This window comes from Schlesneria sphaerica (assembly GCF_044336245.1).
Lineage (GTDB): Bacteria > Planctomycetota > Planctomycetia > Planctomycetales > Planctomycetaceae > Schlesneria > Schlesneria sphaerica.
In genome coordinates this window covers 2,174,262-2,198,247 of record NZ_CP172346.1, presented here as the reverse complement: position 1 = coordinate 2,198,247, position 23,986 = coordinate 2,174,262, and the positions used below count along the sequence as shown (strand labels likewise).

General features: G+C 55.2%; 20 protein-coding genes and 1 pseudogene. 12 read left to right on the top strand and 9 right to left on the bottom strand.

What is annotated here, in order from left to right:
- Nucleotides 1-51: 51 nt before the first annotated feature.
- From ACGY09_RS08105 to ACGY09_RS08055, 11 genes are all read left to right on the top strand, one after another.
- Complete coding sequence (locus tag ACGY09_RS08105; protein WP_397571148.1) at nt 52-864, top strand: cytochrome c oxidase subunit II; 813 nt, start codon at nt 52-54, stop codon at nt 862-864.
- A 168-nt stretch (nt 865-1,032) separates the two neighbouring features.
- The gene (locus tag ACGY09_RS08100; RefSeq protein WP_373650790.1) at nt 1,033-2,847 is read left to right on the top strand and encodes a cbb3-type cytochrome c oxidase subunit I; all 1,815 of its coding nucleotides are present in this window, start codon (nt 1,033-1,035) and stop codon (nt 2,845-2,847) included.
- A gap of 145 nt (nt 2,848-2,992) precedes the next feature.
- Complete coding sequence (locus tag ACGY09_RS08095; protein WP_397571147.1) at nt 2,993-3,994, top strand: heme A synthase; 1,002 nt, start codon at nt 2,993-2,995, stop codon at nt 3,992-3,994.
- Entirely contained in the window at nt 3,991-4,938 is a 948-nt protein-coding gene (gene cyoE / locus ACGY09_RS08090; protein ID WP_373650792.1) for a heme o synthase, read from the top strand. Before ACGY09_RS08095 ends, cyoE begins: the two co-directional genes overlap by 4 nt.
- 97 nt (nt 4,939-5,035) lie before the next feature.
- The gene (locus ACGY09_RS08085; protein WP_373650793.1) at nt 5,036-6,061 is read left to right on the top strand and encodes a heme-copper oxidase subunit III; all 1,026 of its coding nucleotides are present in this window, start codon (nt 5,036-5,038) and stop codon (nt 6,059-6,061) included.
- Nucleotides 6,062-6,145: 84 nt separating this feature from the next.
- Complete coding sequence (locus ACGY09_RS08080; RefSeq protein ID WP_397571146.1) at nt 6,146-6,511, top strand: cytochrome C oxidase subunit IV family protein; 366 nt, start codon at nt 6,146-6,148, stop codon at nt 6,509-6,511.
- A gap of 225 nt (nt 6,512-6,736) precedes the next feature.
- A complete protein-coding gene (locus ACGY09_RS08075; protein ID WP_397571145.1) occupies nt 6,737-7,675 on the top strand; it encodes an ATP-binding cassette domain-containing protein in 939 nt (312 codons plus the stop codon).
- 23 nt (nt 7,676-7,698) lie between these two features.
- Nucleotides 7,699-8,568: an ABC transporter permease gene (locus tag ACGY09_RS08070; protein WP_397571144.1), complete on the top strand. Its 870-nt coding sequence runs from the start codon at nt 7,699-7,701 to the stop codon at nt 8,566-8,568.
- 29 nt (nt 8,569-8,597) lie between these two features.
- Entirely contained in the window at nt 8,598-9,410 is an 813-nt protein-coding gene (locus ACGY09_RS08065) for an SCO family protein (RefSeq protein ID WP_397571143.1), read from the top strand.
- 21 nt (nt 9,411-9,431) lie between these two features.
- A complete protein-coding gene (locus ACGY09_RS08060; protein WP_373650798.1) occupies nt 9,432-9,896 on the top strand; it encodes a DUF420 domain-containing protein in 465 nt (154 codons plus the stop codon).
- 95 nt (nt 9,897-9,991) lie between these two features.
- Nucleotides 9,992-10,291 carry a hypothetical protein gene (locus tag ACGY09_RS08055; RefSeq protein ID WP_373650799.1) on the top strand — a complete coding sequence of 100 codons (300 nt, stop codon included), beginning with the start codon at nt 9,992-9,994 and terminating at the stop codon, nt 10,289-10,291.
- A gap of 68 nt (nt 10,292-10,359) precedes the next feature.
- Here ACGY09_RS08055 and ACGY09_RS08050 read toward each other — a convergent pair whose 3' ends face one another.
- From ACGY09_RS08050 to ACGY09_RS08030, 5 genes and pseudogenes are all read right to left on the bottom strand, one after another.
- Entirely contained in the window at nt 10,360-12,279 is a 1,920-nt protein-coding gene (locus ACGY09_RS08050; RefSeq protein WP_397571142.1) for a hypothetical protein, read from the bottom strand.
- Between the two features lie 1,076 nt (nt 12,280-13,355).
- Nucleotides 13,356-14,102, bottom strand: coding sequence for a DUF1080 domain-containing protein (locus ACGY09_RS08045; RefSeq protein ID WP_397571141.1), 747 nt, complete (start codon nt 14,100-14,102; stop codon nt 13,356-13,358).
- A gap of 68 nt (nt 14,103-14,170) precedes the next feature.
- On the bottom strand, nt 14,171-15,274 hold the full coding sequence (locus ACGY09_RS08040) for a saccharopine dehydrogenase NADP-binding domain-containing protein (protein WP_397571140.1): 1,104 nt from the start codon (nt 15,272-15,274) through the stop codon (nt 14,171-14,173).
- A gap of 222 nt (nt 15,275-15,496) precedes the next feature.
- Nucleotides 15,497-16,357, bottom strand: coding sequence for an IS3 family transposase (locus ACGY09_RS08035; RefSeq protein WP_373650866.1), 861 nt, complete (start codon nt 16,355-16,357; stop codon nt 15,497-15,499).
- Nucleotides 16,354-16,626: pseudogene (locus ACGY09_RS08030) on the bottom strand (transposase); the annotation flags it as partial. The gene ACGY09_RS08035 and the pseudogene ACGY09_RS08030, both read right to left, overlap by 4 nt.
- 207 nt (nt 16,627-16,833) lie before the next feature.
- Between ACGY09_RS08030 and ACGY09_RS08025 the strand changes: the two are divergent.
- Nucleotides 16,834-19,299, top strand: a complete 2,466-nt coding sequence (locus ACGY09_RS08025; RefSeq protein WP_397571139.1) for a phosphoketolase — start codon at nt 16,834-16,836, stop codon at nt 19,297-19,299.
- Nucleotides 19,300-19,411: 112 nt separating this feature from the next.
- Here the strand turns inward: ACGY09_RS08025 and ACGY09_RS08020 are convergent, their stop codons facing one another.
- The 4 genes from ACGY09_RS08020 to ACGY09_RS08005 form a co-directional block, all read right to left on the bottom strand.
- A complete protein-coding gene (locus ACGY09_RS08020; RefSeq protein WP_397571138.1) occupies nt 19,412-19,636 on the bottom strand; it encodes a hypothetical protein in 225 nt (74 codons plus the stop codon).
- Between the two features lie 512 nt (nt 19,637-20,148).
- Nucleotides 20,149-20,610: a hypothetical protein gene (locus tag ACGY09_RS08015; RefSeq protein ID WP_397571137.1), complete on the bottom strand. Its 462-nt coding sequence runs from the start codon at nt 20,608-20,610 to the stop codon at nt 20,149-20,151.
- 49 nt (nt 20,611-20,659) lie between these two features.
- Nucleotides 20,660-21,838 carry a hypothetical protein gene (locus tag ACGY09_RS08010; protein ID WP_397571136.1) on the bottom strand — a complete coding sequence of 393 codons (1,179 nt, stop codon included), beginning with the start codon at nt 21,836-21,838 and terminating at the stop codon, nt 20,660-20,662.
- Between the two features lie 111 nt (nt 21,839-21,949).
- The gene (locus tag ACGY09_RS08005) at nt 21,950-23,881 is read right to left on the bottom strand and encodes a chloride channel protein (protein WP_397571135.1); all 1,932 of its coding nucleotides are present in this window, start codon (nt 23,879-23,881) and stop codon (nt 21,950-21,952) included.
- Nucleotides 23,882-23,986 lie beyond the last annotated feature (105 nt).

Genomic DNA, 23,986 nt, shown 5'->3' with positions numbered 1-23,986 from the left:
GCGGCTTCGGAAGCAGAGCAGACGACTTGGGTCGTACGAAGGGCAACTATCGTGGGTAAGTTCTGGGCAGTATTTTTTACTCTGACGTCGGTCATCATCTTCATCGTCTCGTGGATGTCACCCGCGATGCAGTGGTGGTTTCCTGGTGACCACAAGGCCTACTCCACGTTAGGTGGGAAGATCGACGACCTGTTCTACCTGATCCTGGTCATCGTCTCGGTGACCTTCGTCGGAACTTCTGCCGCGCTGGGTTACGCCCTTTGGAAAGGGGCTGCGATTCGACCCGATGAAAAAGTGTGGTTCTCGCATGGCAGTCATAGCCTGGAAGTAATCTGGACGATCGTTCCCTCGGCCATTCTGCTGTTTATCGCCCTGTACCAGTTGGATGTGTGGGCCGAATACCGCATGAAAGCAGTTGCCAAAGAGATGAGCTCCGCATCACGCCCGATGATCGCTGTCGCTGAGGTGACGGCCCGCCAGTTCGAATGGCGAATCCGGTATCCGGCGAATGGAAAAACGCTCAAGCCGACACCTCAACCCGATGACGTCTATACGGTGAACGAACTCCATGTCCCGACAGGAGCGCTCGTATCAATTACCCTGCGGACCGACGACGTGCAGCATGCGTTCTTCGTTCCCGAACTCCGCGTCAAACAGGACGCAGTGCCAGGAAAGATGATCCCTGTCTGGTTCGACGCGACGGCACCACGCAGTTACGAGCTGTTGTGTGCAGAATTGTGCGGTTGGGGGCATTACAAGATGAAAGCCGTGTTGGTCGCTCAGTCCGAGGATGATTTTGAGGCTTGGAAAGAGGAAGCATCGGCCCGGCAATTTGATGACGGATATCGACAGCCCGCGGAATAGAGTTAGGAAATTGAGTCCACGTTGTCACGATTGCTGGTGACCTCAACGGCTCAAGTCGACGAGAACGGGTCGGGCCGAAAATTCCCAAGAGGTGTCAGAGGTTTTGGCTGACCGGGAAACGGCAGATTCAGAATTCAAAGTTGAATTAAACGAAAAAGCAGATCGATTATGAGCACTCTTCATCCGACTCTTGACCATGTAGATCACGTTGACCACGGCGCTCATGGTCACGCTCACGAGCAAAGCTTCATTTCGAAGTACGTCTTTTCCACCGACCACAAAATGATCGGAAAGCAGTTTCTGATCACCACCATGTTGATGATGATGGTGGGGGGAGCACTTGCACTGGGAGTGCGCTGGCAACTGGCTCGGCCCTGGGAGCGGATGCCGCTGTTTGGGGATATGGTGTTCCGTGCCGATGGGGGGCAAATCTCGCCTGAGGCTTACACGATGCTCTTCACCATGCACGCGACAGTGATGATCTTTCTGGTGATCATCCCTGTTCTGGCAGGAGCATTCGGAAACTTCCTGATCCCGCTGCAGATCGGAGCGGACGATATGGCGTTTCCGACACTGAACATGCTGAGTTACTGGTTCATGTGGCCGGCAATTGTCTTCTTCGGCGTCAGTTTCTTCATGGAAGGTGGCGGCCCGGCTGCGGGTTGGACGTCCTATCCGCTGTTGTCTCTGCTGCCGGAAGCGGCTCCTGGATCACGGAATGGACAAACCTTCTGGCTGCTGGGACTGACGTTTGTCGGGGTCTCGTCGATGATGGGTTCGGTCAACTACATGACCACCATTATCAATATGAGAGCTCCCGGGCTGACCCTGTTCCGCATGCCGCTGACGATCTGGTCGATGTTCATTACCGCAATTCTGCAGGCGTTCGCACTTCCCGTCCTCACTGCAGCAGGGTTCATGATGGTTTCGGACCGTCTGTTGGGGACCTGCTTCTTCGTACCGTCCGGAATTGTGGTCAACAATGCCCCTCCGACAGTGGGTGGGGGCCAGACGCTCTTGTGGCAGCACCTGTTCTGGTTCTATTCCCATCCAGCGGTTTACATCATGCTGCTTCCAGCGATGGGAATGGTCTCGGACATGTTGTCATGTATGTGCCGCAAGCCGATTTTCGGCTACAAGCCGATGGTTTACTCGATGGCCGCGATTGCGGGACTCGGGTTCATCGTGTGGGGGCATCACATGTTCATCAGCGGGATGAACCCAGCCCTTGGGATGACGTTCATGGTCAGCACCATCATGATCGCCCTTCCTTCTGCGATTAAGACGTTCAACTGGATCGGGACGATCTGGGGGGGACGAGTGCAGTTCAATACCGTCATGCTGAACTGTATCGCGTTCGTATCGATGTTCGTAATCGGCGGTCTGAGCGGCATTTTCATGGCCGCTGTGCCCGTCGACATCTACATTCACGACACCTATTTCATCGTCGCCCACTTCCACTACGTGATTTTCGGGGCCACGCTGTTTGGCGTGTTTGGTGGTATCACGTTCTGGTTTCCCAAAATGTACGGCCGACTGATGAACGAGACCGTGGGGAAAATCCACTTCGTGCTGACGTTTATCGGATTCAACTGCACGTTCTATCCGATGCACATGCTGGGGATTGCCGGTATGCCCCGTCGCTATGCAGACCCCTACCACTTCCCATATCTGGAACACCTGCTCCCTTTGAACCAGTTCATGACCGCAGCCGCGTTTCTGATGGGGTTCGCACAGTTTCTGCTGCTGGGGAACTTCTTCTACAGCATGTACTTTGGACCTAAGTGCGGTCGGAATCCCTGGAATGCGAACGGGTTGGAATGGACGGCACCTTCGCCTCCGGGACACGGCAATTTCGATGTTCCCCCCATCGTCTATCACGGCCCGTACGAGTACGGTTCACCCGTCAGCGGCGATAAAGATTACCTGATGCAAACCGATTATGTGCCGCTGGATCAGCGAATCGCCCTCGAAGATCACTAACCGACAGGGTCGGGAACGACCCGGCAGCAGATTAAGTTCGGCGACATGAGTGATGCCCCTTATAATTCGCTGAGGACACCCAGAGATGGGAACCTCTGCAGTTTTCTTGAGACCTGAAGTTACGTTGACCGAATCGAACGCTCTGATGAATCCCCCCGCCCCATCCCACTGGCTGCATCGCTTTGCGTGGCTCATTGCTGCGTTGACTCTGTTATTGCCGGTGACAACCGGCGCGGTCGTGACGACGCTCAAGGCAGGGATGGTGTTTTCGGACTGGCCCTCATCTGACGGTTATAACATGCTGGCCTATCCGTGGTTGAGTTCTGCCCGGGACCAGTTTGTGGAGCACGGACACAGGTTGGCCGGAATGGTGATTGGACTGTTAAGTCTGTCACTGATCGTGGCTGCCTGGCTTCTGGATCAGCGACGGTCAGTACGGATGGTCGCGGTCCTGATCTTTTTGGCGGTCTTTTCGCAGGGAATGCTCGGCGGGGCACGAGTGCTGATGGATGAACAGACGCTCGCACTGTTGCATGGTGACTTTGCTGCACTCGTTTTCAGTCTGATGGCCACACTGGTGCTGATCACCAGCCAAGGTTGGGATCAGCGGGAACGGTTGAACAGTGCGACAGAAAGCCGCAGGGTCTCGGTCGCAGCCAGCTTGCTGTTGGGGTGTCTCGTTCTACAATATGTCATGGGTGGATTCCTGCGCCACCTGCGTGAGCGGGAAGCGTTCGCGTGGAGCTGGCTTGTACATCCGTGGTTCGCACTGGTTGTTCTTGCGGCTACAGGGATGTTTATCTGGTCTGTAATCGGGACGCATTCCCGGTACCTCAATCGCTTTGCAGTTGCGATGGTGGTGTTGACGCTGTTTCAGTCGTTGGTCGGTCTGGGAGCCTGGTACGTCCGGTATGGTGTTCCTGCCTGGGGAGTCGTTGCTCAGCAGGATTCGCTGCCACAGATCGTGATTTGTTCGTTGCACAAGGTAATTGGACTTTTGACTCTCATGACTAGCGTACTGGCCGTCATCTGCTGCCGTTCATTACGGCCGCTCGGTGGTGAGCCTTACAATAAAGAGCCGATCAATCAGGACCGCCAGGCAACGGTCCAGCCCCTCGGGAAGTCTGTTGCGGGAGCTGCCACATGAGCGCTGTCACCCCGCTTCCGGCTTGCCCTGATGTCACCAAGACCGCCTCTGTGAGCGTCGCGTCTCCGCTTCTGTCGCGGTTGGCAGACTACGTGGAAATTGCCAAACCACGTATCTCGCTCATGGTGCTGCTGACCGTCTCCTGCGGATATGTCCTGGGGATGGAAACGACATCGGTTTCCCTCACTCTCGCTCATGCCTGTCTCGGAATTGCCGTTGTTGCCGTCGGGTCCTCCGCGGTGAACCAGTGGATTGAACGAAAGACTGATGCACGGATGCGACGGACCATGAATCGACCCCTTCCGGCAGGTCGACTGGCTCCCGCAGAAGTGCTGATCATGGGAATTGTGGCGGCTCTGCTGGGCTGTTCTTACCTGTACGTGAACGTGAATGTTGATACCGCGGTCCTGACGGGGGTGACATTCCTGTTGTACGCACTGGTTTACACACCTCTCAAACGCGTGACGTCTCTGTGTACGGCAGTGGGAGCCATTCCGGGGGCCTTGCCCCCCGTACTGGGGTGGCTGGCGGCAGGAGGACGGTGGGATGCCAGCGCCTTCGCACTCTTCGCTGTCTTGTTTCTCTGGCAGTTTCCGCATTTTTTCGCGATCGCCTGGTTGTATCGGGAAGACTATGCACGAGCCGGTCTGCGGATGTTGCCGGGGGGCGAAGCTCGTCCCCGCATCACGGGATTGCTGGCAGTCGCCTATGCTGCCTGCCTGGTTCCTGTCAGCCTCCTCCCTTATCAGTGTGGCCTGGCCGGTGTGACCTACGCCGCGGTCGCCCTGGCGCTCGGTCTCGCCTACCTGTTTGCATCGATCCTTTTTGCCTGGAATGAGACACGAACCAGTGCTCGCCGGGTGCTGTGGACATCGCTCGTTTACTTGCCTGTGCTCCTGCTTGTCCTGACCTGGGACCACTTGCGACTGCTGGAACGAATTTGAGAGTTTGCTGTCATCCATGAATCCTTGAAGAATCACCCTTCACCTTATCTCACTGCCCACGCAAGTGGTCTGTGTGGATCGTGCGAACGAGACTGATATGACACACGCTGCTGCCGCTCCGACCTTGAAGATGGGTATCCCGATCTCGAATGCCAAACTGGGAATGTGGCTGTTCCTGGGGACCGAGATCATGTTCTTCACGGCCTTCATCGGCACATACATCGTGATGCGGATGGGTTCGCTGGGATGGCCTACCAGCCCTGACGTGACACACATCAGTATCGCGTTTGGTGGGATCAACACGTTTGTCCTGATCGTGTCGAGCTATTTCGTGGTCGTTTCGCACGACTGCCTGTTAACGAATCAGTATGCCAAAGCCTGGCGATTTATGCTGTATACGTTCCTGCTTGGTTGCCTCTTCCTCGGCATCAAAAGCATCGAGTACGCCGGCAAATTCGAGCATGATATTCTTCCCGGGCATATCCCTGAGAACAATCAGCAGGCCATGGACAAAGTGGTCAAACAGTTTGGGAAAATCGTCAATACGCGGCTGGCGGCCGCTTTTCCCCAGCAGGGTAAGTATGAAGATCAGAAAGCGGATCTTGATGCGCGGATCAAGACCCTTTCGGAAAAGCCTGCAGAATCCCTCACACCTGCGGAAGCGAAGCAGTTGCAAGGGGATCTAGCCTTGGCGGAACTGAATACCGAGTACGTCAATCTGAAAGAGCACGTCCGGTCAGAACTCTCACTTGAAGTTCCTTACGATCAATTTGATTCGATTCGGAAAGAAGAGAACTCAGCGGGCAAGTATGCCAGAGTTACTCTCGATCAGGTCAATCATAAAGTCGAAGAACTGCGCACAGGAAAGCTTGCTTCCCTGGTCAGCGATCTTCACCCGGCTCACCCCATTCTTTATGGAAACCTGTTCGCTTCGAACTACTTCCTGATGACGGGGTTCCACGCAATCCACGTGATCATCGGGCTGTTCATGTTTCTGATGATCCTGCTGAAGGGACATCGGCTGTCGATTGATGATGCGACCCTGGTAGAAAACGTCGGTCTGTACTGGCACTTCGTGGACCTGGTGTGGATCTTCCTGTTCCCGCTGTTGTACATTATTTGACGTCATCAACGATTGACCTGCAGGTTTGTCGATCTGTATTGCACCCGTCTGATCTCGTCGGTTTAGAACTGAAAGCCTCATGGTATGACCGAACACGAGCAACACGAATCCCACGGCGGTGTCTATTTCAAGGTGTTTCTGGCTTTGTGCGTTTTCACCTTGATCTCAGTTGCGGCAGACCTGGTCGGAATGCCGAACAAGATCATGTTGGGAGCCATTGTGCTGGCCGTCGCCGTTGCGAAGGCACTTTGCGTTTTAATGTATTTCATGCATCTCAAGTTTGAGCGAGCATGGAAGTACCTTTTGCTGGTACCGACGACGATCATTGCTCTCGCCATTCCTGTTTCATTGCGACCTGACATCGGTGCCAGCTACTACGTTCAAGACATCCCTCAGTTGCGGGACTATCCTGAACATCAAGCGGCGACCCAGAGTTCCTCCCACCACTGAGCCTCGGTCGAGGTTCGATGTTGGCGATGCAGGCGAGTCACTCGTTTTGAGAGCCCGGATGCAGTTTCCGTCCTTGGATCCTCTCGCGATCACGGAGAATTGCATTCCGGTCTGCCCCGGACTTCCCCTCTCTGTCGCTGCGCACTGTCTGTATGAGACATTGTTCCTGATGGAACTGATGTCCTGATGGTCTCTTTCCAATCCTCACGCCTCGGTTGAAAATGCATGTCAGACAGCATCGCTGTCAGTGTTGAAGAGCTGCGGCACCGGTACGGTGAACGGGAAGCACTGCGTGGGATTCGATTCTCCGTCTCCTTAGGTGAGATCTTTGGATTGCTGGGGCCCAACGGAGGTGGAAAAACGACCCTCTTCCGCCTGCTTGCCACACTACTCCCAGTCCAGTCGGGAAGGGCGACAATCCTCGGATTGGATGTCGCGTCCGAATCTCGAGCTGTGCGTGAGATGATTGGCGTCACATTCCAATCCCCGAGTCTCGATGGGAAGCTGACAGTTCTTGAGAACCTCAAGTTTCAATCTCTCTTCTACGGCTTGACTGGCACACCTGCCCGGCAAAGGATTGACGAACTGCTCGCGCGGTTGGGGATCGGTGACCGGCGTCGAGATGTGGTGGATTCGCTATCGGGAGGCTTGAAGCGACGGGTTGAAATTGCCAAGAGTCTACTCCATCAGCCGCGACTGTTGCTGCTGGATGAACCGAGCACCGGGCTTGATCCGGGTGCCCGCCACGACTTGTGGGCGTACCTGGAAAAGCTGCGTCAGGAACAGGGAACAACAATCCTCGTGACGACACACCTGATGGAAGAAGCCGAACGTTGTGATCGACTTGGAATTCTCAATCTGGGCGAGATCGTCGCATTAGGGACACCGGAGGAACTGCGACTGTCGGTCGGGGGGGATTGCCTGACGATCCAGTCCCTCAATCCCGACCAGTTGACGGATCAGATCGAATCGCGGTTTCAGGTCACACCACGACGAATCGGCGATGCACTCAGGATCGAATGTCCTGCGGGGCACGAATTACTGCGGGACATTGTTGCTGCTTTTCCGAGTGAGATCACCTCAATCTCGTACGCAAAACCGACGCTTGAAGACGTGTTTATTGCCAGAACGGGACATCGATTCTGGGAATCGACACCCGCCTAGCCGGGAAGACGAGGATCAGAAATATGGTGGCTACAAGTTCACTCTCGCCAGCTTCGGTCACAGACCATGCCTCGGCGACTGCCGTTCGAGGTTCGGCCGTTATGGCGATCTATTCGCTGGCAAGTCGCGAACTCTTGAGATTTTTTCGGCAGCGGACCCGGATCATTGGTGCACTCGGGCAGCCCATCATTTTCTGGGTTCTGTTCGGGGCTGGGTTGCAGAGTTCTTTTCGTGGTCCGGCGGGAGTCACTTTCCAGGAGTATTTTTTCCCGGGAGTGGCGGTCATGATCGTCATGTTCACGGCGATTTTCTCGACGATCTCGATCATTGAAGATCGTCGCGAGGGTTTTTTACAGGGAGTCCTGGTGGCTCCGATCGCGCGGCTCTCGATTGTGCTGGGGAAAGTCTGTGGTGGAACAATCCTGGCCCTGCTCCAGGCAATGCTGTTTTTGGCGATCGGACCAACGCTCGCCATGGTTGGGCTGGCTCCTCCGATTTCGACGGGACTTACCTGGATGAACTTGCCGCTGGTCATCGCTTACCTGACGCTGGTGGGCTTCTCGTTGACTGCGTTGGGATATCTGATTGCGTGGCCGATGGACTCGACACACGGCTTTCATGCCATCATGAGTGTTTTTCTGATGCCGATGTGGTTGCTTTCGGGATCGTTCTTTCCTGCTCCAGAAACGGGCTGGCTGGCGTGGGTGATTCGAGTGAATCCTCTCACGTATGGAACAGCAGGATTGCGGCGTCTCGTCACCCCTGACGCAGATGCACTCGCGGGTCTGCCGTCCTTCACATTGTCTCTGACGGTGACAATTGCTGCTGCCGTCGTCTACATTTCGATTGCGATTTGGCTGACCGGACGTCAGACAGCCCATAACGCACGGTAGCCGTGACCTTGCCAGTATTGAGACCCGCAATGAATGACCAACCGACGCCACAAACGGAATCGCTTCCGGAGGCGAATAGTGCAACTCGAAAAACCCCACTGCTGCTGATCGGCAGCATTCTTTGGGGCCTGTGCCTGATTGGAATCATTCTCGGGTGGTACCAGTGGCGAAAGACTTATCTCGCACGATTGAACGTGGTGGACTCGAATGTGACCGCGGATGACGATGGCCGCAGCGGCAAGGTGATTAAGCTTGTTCCGCAGAACGATGGGACAGTTTCGGCTGTTGAGGTCACTCCGGGAAGTGATGACAACCCGTGGAGTCCGGACGGAATTGAAGATTTTTCGTTTACCGACACCGATGGAAATCCGGTGACGAAGGCGGACTTACTGGGCAAGCCGTTTATCATTGCGTTCATTTTCACTTACTGTCGTGGCCCCTGCCCCAATGTGACCCGAGAGATGCGGGAGATTTCCGAGAGGCTGAAGGAACATGACTTCCACCTCGTCTCACTGACTGTTGACCCCAAGCGGGACACGACCGAAGTGCTGAAGGCCTACGGAGAGGCTCAACAGGCGGACTTTTCGCGATGGAAGTTTCTTACGGGCGATCAAGCGGAAATCTATGGTCTGATTCAACGCAGTTTTTTAATGCCGGTGCAGGAAGAACTCGATCGAGATTTGAAACCGGGGTTTGAGATCATCCATTCCACCAACATCATGCTCGTTGATGCGACGGGACGGGTGATCGGTAAGTTTAATGCACAGAAGCCTGAAGAAGTTTCGAAACTGCGTCGCGAGCTCAAACGGATCGCGCCTCTGAAGACCAGTCATCCTTCCTAGTCAATTTCTGGGTATTTTTCCGTGGAAAAACTTCCTGCCTGGGCAGCGGCTCTTCCCGCAGTCAACGCGGGCCTCAACGGCCTCGCCGGGATCATGCTGGTGGCCGGTTACATTTTGATCAAACGAGGACACCGAGCTGCCCATGGACGCACCATGGTGGCGGCGTTTGTGACATCGATCTTGTTTCTGGCAAGTTACCTGACGTATCACGCGGCTTTGGATCATTACACCGGAATGCCCGGAAAACGATTCGGACACCAGGGAACGCTGCTTGGAAGTGTTTACCTGTTCGTTCTGGCGACGCACGTCGTTCTTGCGGCAGTCGTCCCGTTCCTCGCTCTCGTCACACTTTACCGTGCCTGGCGACAGGATTGGGTGCGTCACCGAAGGATCGCTCGGGTGACATTTCCGATTTGGGTTTACGTCTCTTTGACAGGCGTTATTATCTATGTAATGCTCTACCATTGGCCTGGCGCATCTGTCTGACGGCGAGACGCCAACGGGATTGCATTTTCGTGATGGGTTCCGACGCATGCACCACAGCATGTTCCCGGAAAACGCAGATCAACTTCGAGGTAACTATGAAATACCTGTCGAGAAGTCTGATGTTGGCAACGCTGGTGCTGGTGCATGCTTCCACTGCATCTGCGTGTCCGATGTGCAAGTACGCACTGGAATCAGATGCTGCGGAACCACAGGCGTATATGGTCAGTATTCTGTTCATGATGGGCATGATTTCGACACTGTTTGCGTCGGTTGGCGGGCTATTGTGGTGGGTCTCGAAGCAAGAGAAGCTGGCACTGACGGCAGCTGGCTATCAGCACGTCTTCGAAAACGCGGGAAGTCAGCCCTATCAATCCAGGTCTGCTACCCGTCGCTGATCTCAGGACCGATCCTCCAGACGCCCTGCCCGGCCGAGTCGTTCCGACCGACCTGTGACTGACGTGATCTACTCGTCGTCCAGCGTCGGAAGTTCGTAGATATCGATTTGTTCCAGTTCATCACTGGCCACATGTGCCCAGCGAAAACGGGTCTGCGGGTGCTTCCAGACATCATCTCTTGTCCCGAAACTCCGTTTCATGACGACATAGCGAGTTGGCGTTTCATTCAGCAGCCTCAAGCCGGGATTGTCCGGCAGATAGCGTGAAAAATGGGGCGCCTGCTGGGCATCGCCCTCTTGAGCATTGGACTGCTGGAACTGTTCCAGTCCTTCCTTGATCGCGATAAACGTCGCCGGGAAGAAGCCCGAATAGCCGTTCAGAAGCGGCCTGCCATGAAACGTGCCCCAATACATCCACAGTGTCGTCTGCTCGTAATCGGATACCTGATACCCCGTGGGGAAGGGCAGGCAGGCAACACCGGCCCCCGGCTCTCCCTGATCCCGTAACCAGATGACCCAGGCAGGAAGTTTTCTGTGCGAAGGGATGGGATAGAGTTCCGCGGTCTGTGGCACCACTTCCAGCGTCACGAGCAGACTCGCGGTGATGAGTGGCAGAACGAACATTGCCTGAGTCGTCTTGCGATCGCTCCAATTGAAAAGCTGTCGCATCGTTAATTGGAAACGTCCAGCGAGGCCCTGCAGTTGCTCCGCGATCGGATCCACGAACCAGCGGGCCGGGCTCAAAAGGTCGAGTGCTTCAACGCTCATCCACACGGCGGCGACTTGAACGAAGAGAGCGAACCGGAACGGGCTGCGGATCAGCGAAAAGCCAGGAAAATTCGTCATGAGAAATTCGTACGGACAGACACCCCCAAATACAGGGAACCAACTCGAGATTCTCACTGTTGGTCCGAGCGACAGTCCCAGCGCAGTGGCACCGAAGATGACAACGAACAGTCCCCAACGGCGTCGTTGCGGTCGCATCCACGCCGCAAAAGCCCCGGGGAGCACGAGCAGAAGTTTCAGGCCCCCGCCCCCGAGGGCCCAGGCATTCTCACGCTCGCGCTCGGGCCACTCAAGCCAGGGGGTGGTGGTCAACCAGGGGGAATCAGTGTGGTCACGCCAATGTGCAGAAAGCCCCTCGATCATCTCAGGCGTTCGAGCGGACGACCAATCGTGCTCAAGTGACAAGCGATGCTGCATCCAGGCAAAGGGACCGATCATCAGTGAGGCGATGATCAGGGCAATGAACACGTTCCGCCAGAATGCGAACGTCCATAGTTTGTTGCTAAAGAACGCGAGACTGCTCGGAATCAAAAGCGCCGTTAGAAAGAGGCCCCAATAGTTGCAGAGCCAGTAGGTGAGTCCGTAGGAAAATCCGAGCCAAACACCGACACCTGAAATGGGATGGGCGATTCCGGCGAAAGTGGGATGGAGCCATTTACTGGAGAAGTCAGAGGCCGGCTGGCTGGACGGTATGCCTACCGCCTCGGTGGGCTCCTTTGTGAAGAGATCGAACAGCGAATGAACGGTCCAGATAATTCCGAAAAGTGTCGTTAGCTGTAAGACGCCGGACTGCCAGGTCACAAAGGGAAGGATCTGGAACATTGTGCCACCGCACAGTGCCAGCAATCGCGTGTGTCCCAGTCGACGCAAGAGGCGATGTGCGCTATATCCGTTGAGAGCGATGATGGTCAGTTGGTAAAGATTGTAAGCCAGCGCCCGGTTGCCGGTCAGCCAAAGGACGGGAGCGACAATCAGGGAGGTGGGCTGCGCTTCCGAGAATATGAACGTGCCAGCGGTGGGATAGAAAATGGGAGCGTTCCAGTAGCCGGACATCCCGTTGAGGGCTCGGTCGGCATTCCACCAGATCGTCCAGACGTTAAGTAGAGGAACTGTGATTTCGGCTTCATGGCCGTAAGAGATATGCGTTGTGAGCGACCCCAGCAGCGGCCAGTTGATGACCATTGCTGACAGTACGTAGTACACAAACCATTTCCAGCCCCCAAAACATGATAAGTGTCGAACCGGCCATGTTGGTGATTGCCTCTTCACGCCGTGCATCTCGAGTGGAGTCATCGTTGAAGGTACTGGATGAAATTTCCGGGGGCCTACCTCGCGCTTAAGCGGGACTGTGAAATCGATGAACTGCGGGAGCCGAGGAGAGGTGTTGAATTCTGCGGTGATTCAATCGCTTGAAGGTACAGGGGGCGTGCTCCCCGGGAGTTAATACCGTCGAGTGCAATTAGGGGAACCAGAAGTAAAACATTGTGTCGATCACCAATACAATTGAAAATTCAGAATACCCCAAAACGATTGCTTGAGGCGAGCGGTCGAATTCAGGTTTCTGCCGCGGTTGATTTCAGGCTCTCTATTCAGTTGTAAGTATTTTCTGAGACAATGATTGGGGTAAGTGGTGCCTGCTTCTTTAACTTGAGAATTCCCGAAAAATTGCCGAGAGCGCGAAAATCGGGCTTGTCGATAACCGGTCTCTCGGAAAAAATTGCGTTGTGGGTCGCGGAAACGTACGCGACGGGACCCTGAAGCCGTGAAGTGACTGGTACTGGCTGACCAGTCGAAGCGGGTGTACTATTAAGAAAGGGAGGTGGTCTAGTGGATTCCGACAGTAAACGCCAGCGAGGTGGCAACGTCTGACAGCAGTCGACGGGCTGTCTACAGACGGCCACTGTCTCGTCCCGCGGATCCCTTTCGATCCCGACGATGACGCAAAGCGGCAGGCTCGGTTTTCGCAAGAGAACCGAGCCTGCATTATTTCATAGTTACAGTACTCTTGGTGACAGTAGACTGGGTTACCGCGCCCCCCTGACTCGTTTGGCGTTCTATCGACCCCGGCGAATGTCGAAACCCCTGTAGCATGTGGTCGAAGTGAACGGATCCACATTCTGTCAGGGTGGTTTTCAGACAATCGACAACGTCCATTCGCATCAAAAGAGATGCCCTCAGTCATCAACTAAGGGCATTGGTCGCTGCCACGTCTTCGTCACTAAGACTCCAAATCCTGCCCCCCCCTTTTGCGTCGTTCTGGGGTTGAGGCGTCCAATGGATTACTTTGCTTTCTCTTTCTTTTCCTCAGTTCGAATCAGGGGTGCCTTCGCCTCTTCTTCGGTCAAATTTCGGATCTTGATATCCTTGAGGCCAGCCGTCGTGGCATAGCATGAAATTCCGAACGGGCGCGACGGTTCGACTTCGCCTCGGATCGAGATCTTTCGTCCTTTGGTCGAGACGCTGACGACCTGTTTGTCATCGATCCAGGCCATCAGACCCTGCTCTGCGACACGCAGTCGGATCTTGTACCATTTTCCTCTTTCAAAGCTCTCGTATCGGGCAGTCTCGTTGTTGGCTGCATCAAGTCCGTCAAGGCTGGAGATTCCCACGATTCCCCCGCCCCATCCACCGATAATCAGGCTGCAGGGGTCTTTGTCGACTTCAAATGTCATCCCACAAAAGAAATCATTGCCCTCAATTCTCTGAGCTGTCACAACGACCTCGTAGTTCATTCTGGGCAGTTCATCGCCTGTCCATGTGACACCGGTCATATCCGAGCCCTGGCTCAAGACAATCATCCCGTTTTCAACGGCCACATTCCCTTCCCCCCCGAAGTTGGATGATTGCCAGTTCTTCAGAGTCTTTCCGTCGAATAGCGATTTCCACTCCGGTTTCTTCCCCGCCCCTTCCGTTTTGTCCTCAGCCATGGAATGTCCGGTGAATGCGACTGCAAGCACCATGGCAAGTGGTAATAGCGATTGTCCCAGTGACGAATGCGTGATGGGGAAGAACCGGTTTCGCGTCATTGATGTCTCCTCAATTTTGATTTTCGATTGTCAATTTCGTGTAAGCAGGCGTCGCGTCTTTGCGCAGACTACTCCTTGATCCTCGCGCCCGCCGCAGCGTAGTGCTTGCCGAACCGATTGGCGAGGAAGTCGTCGAAGTTAACCTGTTCCTGTCGAACGAAACCAGTGTTGGGCAGGCGGTCCTGTCGATGCAAGTCGAGGGCTGCACAGATTGCTGCGGCGGTCGTAATCTGGATCGCACTCCAAACTTCGTCTCCCTGAGTCTGGTGGTAGACCTTTCGAGCGTCCCACAACTGAACCATTTGACCGTCACGAATCCCCGTCGCGGTGCAGAAGACGATGACGACATCCTGGAGCGTGCGAGGCAATGCATTCTCGAGGATTTCCTTCAAAAGCTCACGACGCTCACGCAATCGCAGTTCGTCCAGGAGGAACAACATTCGGTCACGGTGCCCAATGTAACGAACGGTCTTGTAGTTCAGTTCTCTCAGCTTCCCTTCGTACGTTTCACAGAGAGTTCCAAGTCCTCCAGATGTCGAGAACGCCTCGTATTCGACACCGTCGATTGAGAGATGTTCCAGTCCCTCCAGGGGCCAGCAATTCTGACGCGTCCCCTGATGCACCACGTCACAGGGGTTGCAATATTCGTTGATTAAGCCATCCGTCGACCAGGTCAGGTTGTACTTCAACGAGTTTGTCGGGAACTCTGGCAATGCGCCGACTCGCAGGAGCAGCGAATCGAGCGATTCGAACTTTGTGGCGAGGTGATTGGCCGCAATTCCAACGAATCCCGGTGCGAGTCCGCACTGAGGCATGAAGATTTGGCCGACCCTGGCCGAGTCAGCCAGATCTCGTACGACGGCTGTCGTGGCGACATCCTCGGTGAGGTCAAAATAGCTGACTCCTGCGGCCAGTGCTGCACCGGCGACTGTGGGATTAAGGCTGAATGTGAGTGCCGAAATGACGGCCTTCATTCCCGTCATCGCGGCGACGAGTTCCTGCTCGTTTGAGGCATCGAGCAGCAGCGTCTCGACACCATACTTCTGATGCAGGCGTCTGAGAGCCTCAGCATCTGAATCGGCGACCCGCACTGTGTAATCGCCTGACTGAACCAGAAGGGTGGCGATCATCCGCCCAATGGTTCCCGCCCCGAGCAGCAACACGTTCGTCATCGGAATTCCTTAAAGACGAGAGTTGGAAGCCTCCAAGCCGTGCACCGTATTTTATGACGTGTCCTGCTCGTTCCCAAGTGTCCGCCAGCAGGGCCTGCAAACTCTGAAGAGAATGTTCAAAGCAAGTGAGAGCTTTCTTCAGTCGAGGTAAGTACAACAAAGATCCTCATTCCAGAACCTCCGCCCTGGACTTGCCCATGAAATGTGGGCGCGAGGTTAGGATTAAATGGCCTGTTCGAACTTGACGGGTGGGAGATACCCGATCGTCGAGTGCCTTCGTACGCGGTTGTAAAACGCTTCAATGTATTCGAAGAGGCTTTGGCGCGCTTGCGAATGGGTCTGATACCGTTCGCGGTGGACGAGTTCCTTCTTCAAGGTGGCGAAGAAGCTCTCCATCGGTGCGTTATCCCAGCAGTTGCCTCGGCGGCTCATCGAGCAGGTGATCTGATTTCGTCTCAGAAGAGTCTGGTAGTGTTCGCTGGCATATTGCACCCCGCGATCCGAGTGCGCCACCAGGCCTGCTGCAGGAAGTTCTCGCTGGACCGCCATCTCCAGCGCATCAACGACCAGTCGACTGTCAATCCGATCTGACATCGACCAGCCCACGATCTTGCGTGAGTACAAATCTTCGACGGCCGCCAGATACAGCCAGCCTTCCTCCGTCGGAATGTAGGTGATGTCTGCTGTCCATGTCTGATTCTTTTGAGACGGAGCAAACTCACGATCCACAACATTGGCAGCCACCGGATGAGAATGGTTGGAATCCGTCGTGCTCACGCGGAACTTCTTCACCGTCGAGGCCTTGATGCCTGCCTCTTTCATGCAGCGAGCAACGGTCTTCCGATTACAGGGATGGCCTTGAGCTTTCAGTTCTGCCTGAAGTCGTGGCGCTCCATAAACATCATGATACTTCATCGCATGAATGGTCTGAATGCGACGCGTCAGTTCCTCGCGTCGCCGTGAAGATTCACTGGCGGGGCGTTTTCGCCAGGCGTAGTATCCGCTGCGAGAAACGTCCAATACCCGACATTGAACTGTGGCAGGCCACACAGTGCGATGGTCTTCAATGAACTGATATTTCATTTGGACTCCTTCGCGAAGAACTGTGTCGCTTTTTTTAAAATGTCACGTTCCATCCGTAAGAGCTCGACTTCGCGACGCAATCGCGACAGCTCGGCTTCCTGGGCCGTCTGCTGGCCTTGGCCGGGAAAGGCCTGCACGCCCTGCGCCGCGAACTGCGCTTTCCACTTGTAGAGCAGCGTTTGACTGACACCCAGGCGGCGCGACACCTCTGCTACGGACAACTGTTGACTGCTGATCAGACTCAATGCCTCACGCTTAAACTCCGGCGTGTGCTTCCGACGTTATTTCGACATCCTCTGGACTCCTTGAAGAAAAGCATACTCGCTTTTCCTCGCGCCCACATTTCATGGGCAAGTCCACCCCGTTGCGGGTTTGAGCTGCTGCCAAAAGGAACTCTGGCCATTGCTCTCTTCTCGCGGCGAATTATGATCAGGATTCAGTATCCCACGTCTTGACCCTTGAGTACTGGAGTGACGATGTCCGCTAAAATCCTTGAAGAGAAGCGAAAACAGAGACACGACAGCGATCTCAGCAGAAGTGCTCCCCTGGACGCCGAAGAACTCAGCAAGATTGATGGCTACTGGAGAGCATCGAATTACTTGTCGGTCGGTCAGATTTATCTGATGGCCAACCCGCTACTGAAGGAATCTCTCAAACGAGATCACATCAAACCGCGACTTCTGGGACACTGGGGGACCTGCCCCGGCCTGAATATGCTCTACGTCCATATGAATCGCGTGATCAAGCGTGACGACCTCGAGATGATCTACATCATCGGACCCGGTCATGGTGGTCCAGCGATTGTAGCACAGGCATACCTCGAAGGAACGTACAGCGAGGTCTATCCGAGCATCGGTCAGGACATTCCGGGGTTGCAGAAACTGTTCAAGCAGTTCAGCTTTCCCGGAGGTATTCCCAGTCATGTTGCTCCCGAAACTCCGGGAAGCATCCATGAGGGAGGAGAGCTGGGGTACGCTTTGAGCCACGCGTTCGGCGCGGCGTTCGACAATCCGAATCTGATTGTGTCGTGCATCGTGGGTGATGGAGAGGCCGAGACCGGTCCGCTTGCCACAAGCTGGCACGGCAACAAGTTTTTGAATCCGGCGCGGGACGGGTGTGTTCTGCCTATTCTGCATCTCAACGGCTACAAGATCGCCAATCCCTGTTTGCTTGCGCGAATTCCACACGAGGAGTTGCAGAAGTACTTCGAAGGGTTGGGCTACAAGCCGTACTTTGTGGAAGGGAGCGATGCCGAGCAGGTTCATCAGACGCTGGCAGCAACATTTGATGCAATCGTTGCCGAAATCAAGCAGATCTGGGCTGAAGCGCGCGCACCGGGTGCGGTGATCAAGCGACCGGTCTGGCCGATGATTGTGTTCCGCACCCCAAAAGGCTGGACGTGTCCACCCGAGATCGACGGCAAAAAGTGCGAAGACTATTGGCGAAGTCACCAGGTACCCATGGGAGACATGGATAAGCCCGAGCACATCCGCATCCTCGAAGGATGGATGAAGAGCTACCGACCTGAAGAGCTTTTTGACCAATCGGGACATTTAAGGGCGGAGCTTCAGGAACTGGCGCCGAAGGGGCATCGCCGGATGAGCGACAACCCTCACGCAAACGGGGGGCTTCTACTGCGAGAACTTCGCATCCCCGATTTCCGTGATTATGCTGTGGACGTGACCTCGCCTGGAGCGGTGACTGCGGAATCTGCCCGTGTGATGGGAACATTCCTGCGCGATGTGATGCGGGCCAACCTCGATCGAAAGAATTTCCGACTATTCAGTCCTGACGAGAACAATTCGAATCGCTGGCAGGACGTGCTGGACGTCACCAATCGCTGCTTCATGGACAACATCAGTCCCGACGACGATAAGCTCAGTCCGGATGGACGAGTCATGGAAGTGCTGAGTGAGCACCAGTGTCAGGGATGGCTGGAGGGTTACCTGCTGACAGGACGCCACGGATTCTTCTCGTGTTATGAAGCGTTCATCCACATCGTTGATTCGATGTTCAACCAGCACGCCAAATGGCTGAAGACGTGTAATCATATTCCCTGGCGTCGCCCCATCGCTTCGCTGAACTATTTTCTCAGTTCGCATGTCTGGCGGCAGGACCACAATGGACTCAGCCATCAGGACCCGGGGTTTATCGACCACGTCGTCAACAAGAAGGCCGAAGTTGTTCGGGTGTATCTACCGCCCGATGCCAATTGTCTGTTGTCGGTGACCGACCACTGTCTTCGCAGCCGCAACTACGTAAATGTCGTCGTGGCCGGCAAGCAACCAGCCCCGCAGTGGCTGACGATGGATCAGGCTGTCAAGCATTGCAATGCCGGACTGGGAATCTGGGAGTGGGCATCAAACGATCGGGGGAGCGAACCCGACGTCGTGATGGCCTGTTGCGGTGATGTCCCGACGCTGGAAACGCTGGCTGCGGTCGATCTGTTAAGAAAGCACCTTCCCGAGTTGAAGGTGCGTGTCATCAATGTTGTCAATCTGATGAAACTGCAGCCATCGAGCGATCATCCGCACGGTCTGTCTGACCGGGACTATGACGCGCTGTTTACTAAGGATAAGCCGATTATTTTCGCCTTCCATGGCTATCCGTGGCTGATCCACAGACTGACCTATCGTCGGACGAACCATGCGAATCTGCACGTTCGCGGGTACAAGGAAGAGGGGACGACGACGACTCCCTTTGACATGGTCGTGCTCAATGACCTCGATCGATTCCATCTGGTGGAAGACGTGATCGACCGGCTGCCTCAACTGGGTGCGCGGGCCGCGTATTTCAAGCAGGCAATCCACGAAAAACTGGTCGAGCATAAGGAGTACATCGAGCAGTTTGGCGATGATCTTCCCGAAGTCAGCGGCTGGAAGTGGGGAGTAGAAAGAGCAGGTTCGGCGGGCGAAATTTCTACCGCTGCCGACAACGTTTGAACGGTGATCCGTTTACGCTGAAGGAAGTGACCTGCTGTTTCAACTTCGATTGCCTGAACTTCGTCGCCATTGTCAACGAGCCGCTGCAGACGCATCCGCGCCTGCAGCGGTCTCAGACTGCGCTGCTGCGGGCTGCACGACGCTCGGCGGCGAAGTCTTCGGCTCGTTCCAACTGAGTGGCGACAACTTCGGCAACCGTTGAGAAAACAGTACCGGCTCGTTGACTTGCCTCGACGATGATTGGTCCCAGGTGGCGAGTCAATTTGGGAACTCCAACCCCGAGCAGCGCACCGGTGCAGATTCCCCCGCCAATCATAATCCAGTCTCTTCGCGTCATTTTTCTTCCGTCCTTCTGTCGCTATGCCTGTTCGCTCACGAACTTCCACCGCACCGCACGGCACGGCGTCGATCCGAGGATGTGAATCAGGACAAATGAGTGTTTGTGCCCGGCGCGAGAATGAGGCCTGCGTTGACGAGCACCGTTTTCCGTCAGTTTCACCGAGTCAACAAGCGTGACACCGTGGGGTGATAATCCAAGCGCTACGTTGCAAACATACCTCATGAATTGAAGCGACGAGGAAGTTCGGCATCACGCGTTGAGAAATGGCAACACTTGTCAGCGACATTGACGATTGTGCTGTTGGTGGCGCAAGTGTTGGTTGTTCGTTCGATCCCAACTGTTGCCGCCCCGAATTCGATGGAAATCGAGAACGTGTTCTCGGCGGGCGGGTGGCGGCGTCACTCACTCTCGTCACAGGACGGCTCACGGTGCGTGCCAAACCTGATTCAATCAGGCCCGGGGATCTTGCCGCCCGTGGAATTCCAGTTGCGAGCCGAATGAGCCCGAACTCAGCCGGTCGGATTTGCGAGATGCTGCTGGAGGATTTGATGTCCCTTGCTGACCCAGTTCTCAAGCTGGCTCATGACGACTTTTCGCGTCACGACGAATCCCAGCATTCCGCCGGGGGGATCAAACTGGACGACGCTGGTCAGCAGCGTGTTGCCGTTGCCGGAATCAGCAAAGTGCTGTTCCTGAGACCATGCCTTGAAAGGTCCCTCGATCTGTTTGATCACGATCAGCTCGGCATCTGCCAGTTCGGTTACTTCGTGGACGAACAGGAACTGGGCCCCCATCGCTTTGACTTTGAATTCAATACACTCGCCGACGGAGATGATGTCGGGATGTTTCAGCCAGAGGCGGGATGTTTTCTCTGCGGGGAACATTTTTAACAGGTTGGCAGGACGGCGCAGGTACTCAAATACCTCCTGGCGGGGACGAGGCAAAACAACCGACGCCTGAAAATCACTCATCCTCATCTCCCTTAACTTTGCGAAATTTGCAGATCCATTCGACTAGTCCTCAGATCATCAGTTCGGCGAGTTTAGTGAGGATCGCATTCAGCGGCAAAGCCGTCCCTAAAAGTGGAAGCATGGGAATGAGTGCTGCACCGACGAGCACCATGATCCCGGTCATGTCGAATGGCAGCAGCCACATTTCGGTCACATGTTCATAGCCACGGGCAATATCGACCAGGGACTGGACATCCGGAGTGCCGAGCAGGTTTTCGGCGGGCTCGCCGGATCGCTTTTCAATCCATTTTTCCTCGAACGCCCGGTCATAGCGGAGCACCAGCGAACTGAATTCCAGCAGTCCCAGGAATCGACATCGGGACATCCGCCAGAAAAAAACGAGCAAAGGGGCGTGGACCAGACTGAGGGTGATGATAACGAAGATCATTAAATGATACTTCATCGTCTCGATCGACTGGTTCTTGTGGATGATTTCATAGAAGACGGCCGACGAGAACATTGCGGAAATTGCCATGACAACCCCAGAAAAGCTTGCCAGACCCCATCCGAGGAATCCGAGTCCCCCGGCGTGATCGGGGTGAGTTGGTGTTAATTGAAGATCCAGTTGCGAAACGCGAAAGAGAAACCATCCCCAAAGCCCAAATATCCACAGCCATCGCAGTACGAAAAAGTACAAGATTGGCAGGCTGACCAATGCGTAGTACCACCCTGCAGGCGTCGTGGTCGAATCGTGCTCCCAGCTTGGCGAAATGTCCTGAAAGACAACGCGATGGAAGATCACCCCCGATACCAATGCCGTCACGCCAATCAGCAGTTCGACATAGACGGACGAGCGGAGCTTAAGCACCTCATTGAGGATCGTTTCAAATTGAGGTTTCTGATTCGCAGGAACGATCTGTGAAGTCGTGAAATGGCGAATCTGAATGGGCAGGCTGATTGCGACCATCGCCTCGGCCAGTTCCAGAACGGGAAGTACGAACAGAAGTCGTCCCGACAGTGCCGGGTCATGTATTAGTGGGACAGGCACCTTGCCGGCGAAGGTATGTCCTGACAATAGGGAAAGGACAAGTAATGGCAGCCATGTAACAGCAACCAGGATCAGCACCCGCTCCAACCGTATCCTCAGTGAGGGGCGGGTTTGGCCGTAATAGCGCGAAAGCGAATTAACGTAGCCGCTGTGGATAAGTGGAAAGTCGATCTGTTCTGAACTGCTTTGGCCCGTACTCATGCTCATTGTCCGAAGGGTGACAACTTCGAAATTCAAAGAACCCGTGGTTCCAGTGTTGCGTTGAACCTGGAAACCACCCAGCGGATTTATGGCGAATCGAATCCGCTCTGACTAGTGCGACTGAGGGACGGAAGCTGAAGCGACGCTGCCGGGAATAGAGCCCATTCGACTGGGGCCGCGAAGTTGACGAATTCGGCGAATGTAGGTCTCCGTGAGAGCTGACCGGCTGAGCAGGCCGATGACGGTCCCTGATTTCGAGGAATCAATCACGGGGATCTCGTTGATGTCGATTTCGTTCATTCGGATCATGGCAATGAGAACTTCATCCCCCGGCACAACGAACGGAGAGGGTTGAATTGCCAGTTCAGCAGCGAGGACCAGTGGGCCCAGTTTGCTATTTCCAAACGCATGGTAAAGGTCCTCGCGACGGATGATTCCTGTCAGTTCCATCTGACTGTTCATCAGTGGAAACGTCTCCTGGTCCGATTGCAGGCACTGCGTCAATACAGAGTCGATCGGCAGGCTTTCCTGGACCGTCACCAGTTTCTCTGTGATGAGGGGGACTTCACTCACCGTGGTCTGCTCAAGCAGATCGATTGTGAAATCACCTTCATGGGCAAGACTGTCGACAGGCGACGGGACCTGTTCATGGTAGAGAGACCAGCGCGTCGAGAGTCCCAGATGCAGCCCGCAAACCAGCATCAACGGAACCAGCAGGCTATAAGAATTCGTTAATTCACAGATCATCAGAATGGAAGCCAGCGGGGCTTTCGAGACTCCTGCAAAGAAGCCTCCCATGCCCACCAGGACGAAGGCTCCGGGCTCGTAGGAGGCACCGGGGAACAGCCAGGCGAGGACTTGCCCAAAGGCCCCTCCCAGCATACCTCCCACGAAAATCGAAGGACCGAAAACACCCCCGCTTCCCCCCGAGCCGATCGTCAGGCTGGTGGCAACAATCTTGACCAGGGCGAGTGTCAACAGCACGGCAAAGCCCATGTTCGGGACGAATGGCTGCTCGCCCGGCTGAAGCAGATCGTGCGGCTCTCCGAGGGCTCCCCATTGAACCCACCCGTATCCGCCAGCCAGGATCTGCGGGAAGACTAATCCGATGAGTCCCACAGCCAAGCCGCCGAGCGCGGGTTTCAGCAGATTGGGGATTTTGAATCCCGTAAACAGGGGATCGCGTGTGTAATGGAACACCTTGACGAATAACCAGCCCACCGGCACGCATAGCAACCCAAGAAGGGTGAAGGGGCCCAGGTCACTCAGTCCATGAAACGTGTAGTCGGGAACTCGAAATACCGGTTCAGGAGAAACAAACGATGCGAAAACAGAGTATGCCACAATGGAACTGGTGACACACGGCAACAGCGCGGCCGATTCACTGGCGGTCGTCGAATACAGGACTTCCGTGACATAGAGTGCTCCTCCGAGGGGAGCTCGAAAAATAGCGCCCAGTCCCCCTGCCGCACCGGCGAGCATGACCAGTCGGCGTTCCTTTACGGGAAGGCCAAGACGTGTTCCCAGCCAGGATCCCAAGCCGGCACCAATTTGGGCGGTCGGACCCTCCTGTGCGGCAGAGCCGCCGGTGGCGATGGTGATGATCGAGGCCAAACCTTTCACGAGAGGGACTCGTAAACGGATCTTCCCTTCCCCTTTGTGGAACCCCTTCACGAGAGCATCGGTACCATCTCCGGCCGCTTCAGGAGCCCATTTCTGGACGATTCCGCCTGCAATGAATCCCCCGATGGTCGGGATCATCAAAACAAGCCACCAGCGGGTGGGCAACATTGCCACTTGCGAGGGACCTTCGCCGGCCGCAGGGGGCCGCAATCCCATCCATTGTTCCAGAATGATGTGCGAGGCGAACTCGAGTCCCTTCAGAAAGGCGACCGCAGCCAGTCCAGATCCGAGCCCAACAAGGATGCTCGAAAAGAGCAGTCGGTGTGAACTGAGCACAGCCCAGAAATGAGCGCTCAGTTTGATTTGCCCTGCGCCGTTCGCAGACGCCGATAGGGAATGGGATTCAGATTGAGGGGACATGGTTTGCCTGTCCGCTGGGGGCAGAATGAGCTCGGTTTCAATCCACCCGATTGTGTCAGGTCATGGTGCGCTGCAGAAGTTCGCGAGGACGATTCTGTAGATGGA

Bases quoted from the DNA above. Each gene is read 5' to 3' on its own strand.
- ACGY09_RS08100 (WP_373650790.1), top strand. From the start codon at position 1,033: ATGAGCACTCTTCATCCGACTCTTGACCATGTAGATCACGTTGACCAC.
- ACGY09_RS08095 (WP_397571147.1), top strand. From the start codon at position 2,993: ATGAATCCCCCCGCCCCATCCCACTGGCTGCATCGCTTTGCGTGGCTC.
- cyoE (WP_373650792.1), top strand. From the start codon at position 3,991: ATGAGCGCTGTCACCCCGCTTCCGGCTTGCCCTGATGTCACCAAGACC.
- ACGY09_RS08085 (WP_373650793.1), top strand. From the start codon at position 5,036: ATGACACACGCTGCTGCCGCTCCGACCTTGAAGATGGGTATCCCGATC.
- ACGY09_RS08080 (WP_397571146.1), top strand. From the start codon at position 6,146: ATGACCGAACACGAGCAACACGAATCCCACGGCGGTGTCTATTTCAAG.
- ACGY09_RS08075 (WP_397571145.1), top strand. From the start codon at position 6,737: ATGTCAGACAGCATCGCTGTCAGTGTTGAAGAGCTGCGGCACCGGTAC.
- ACGY09_RS08070 (WP_397571144.1), top strand. From the start codon at position 7,699: ATGGTGGCTACAAGTTCACTCTCGCCAGCTTCGGTCACAGACCATGCC.
- ACGY09_RS08065 (WP_397571143.1), top strand. From the start codon at position 8,598: ATGAATGACCAACCGACGCCACAAACGGAATCGCTTCCGGAGGCGAAT.
- ACGY09_RS08055 (WP_373650799.1), top strand. From the start codon at position 9,992: ATGAAATACCTGTCGAGAAGTCTGATGTTGGCAACGCTGGTGCTGGTG.
- ACGY09_RS08045 (WP_397571141.1), bottom strand. From the start codon at position 14,102: ATGACGCGAAACCGGTTCTTCCCCATCACGCATTCGTCACTGGGACAA.
- ACGY09_RS08040 (WP_397571140.1), bottom strand. From the start codon at position 15,274: ATGACGAACGTGTTGCTGCTCGGGGCGGGAACCATTGGGCGGATGATC.
- ACGY09_RS08035 (WP_373650866.1), bottom strand. From the start codon at position 16,357: ATGAAATATCAGTTCATTGAAGACCATCGCACTGTGTGGCCTGCCACA.
- ACGY09_RS08025 (WP_397571139.1), top strand. From the start codon at position 16,834: ATGTCCGCTAAAATCCTTGAAGAGAAGCGAAAACAGAGACACGACAGC.
- ACGY09_RS08020 (WP_397571138.1), bottom strand. From the start codon at position 19,636: ATGACGCGAAGAGACTGGATTATGATTGGCGGGGGAATCTGCACCGGT.
- ACGY09_RS08015 (WP_397571137.1), bottom strand. From the start codon at position 20,610: ATGAGTGATTTTCAGGCGTCGGTTGTTTTGCCTCGTCCCCGCCAGGAG.
- ACGY09_RS08010 (WP_397571136.1), bottom strand. From the start codon at position 21,838: ATGAGTACGGGCCAAAGCAGTTCAGAACAGATCGACTTTCCACTTATC.
- ACGY09_RS08005 (WP_397571135.1), bottom strand. From the start codon at position 23,881: ATGTCCCCTCAATCTGAATCCCATTCCCTATCGGCGTCTGCGAACGGC.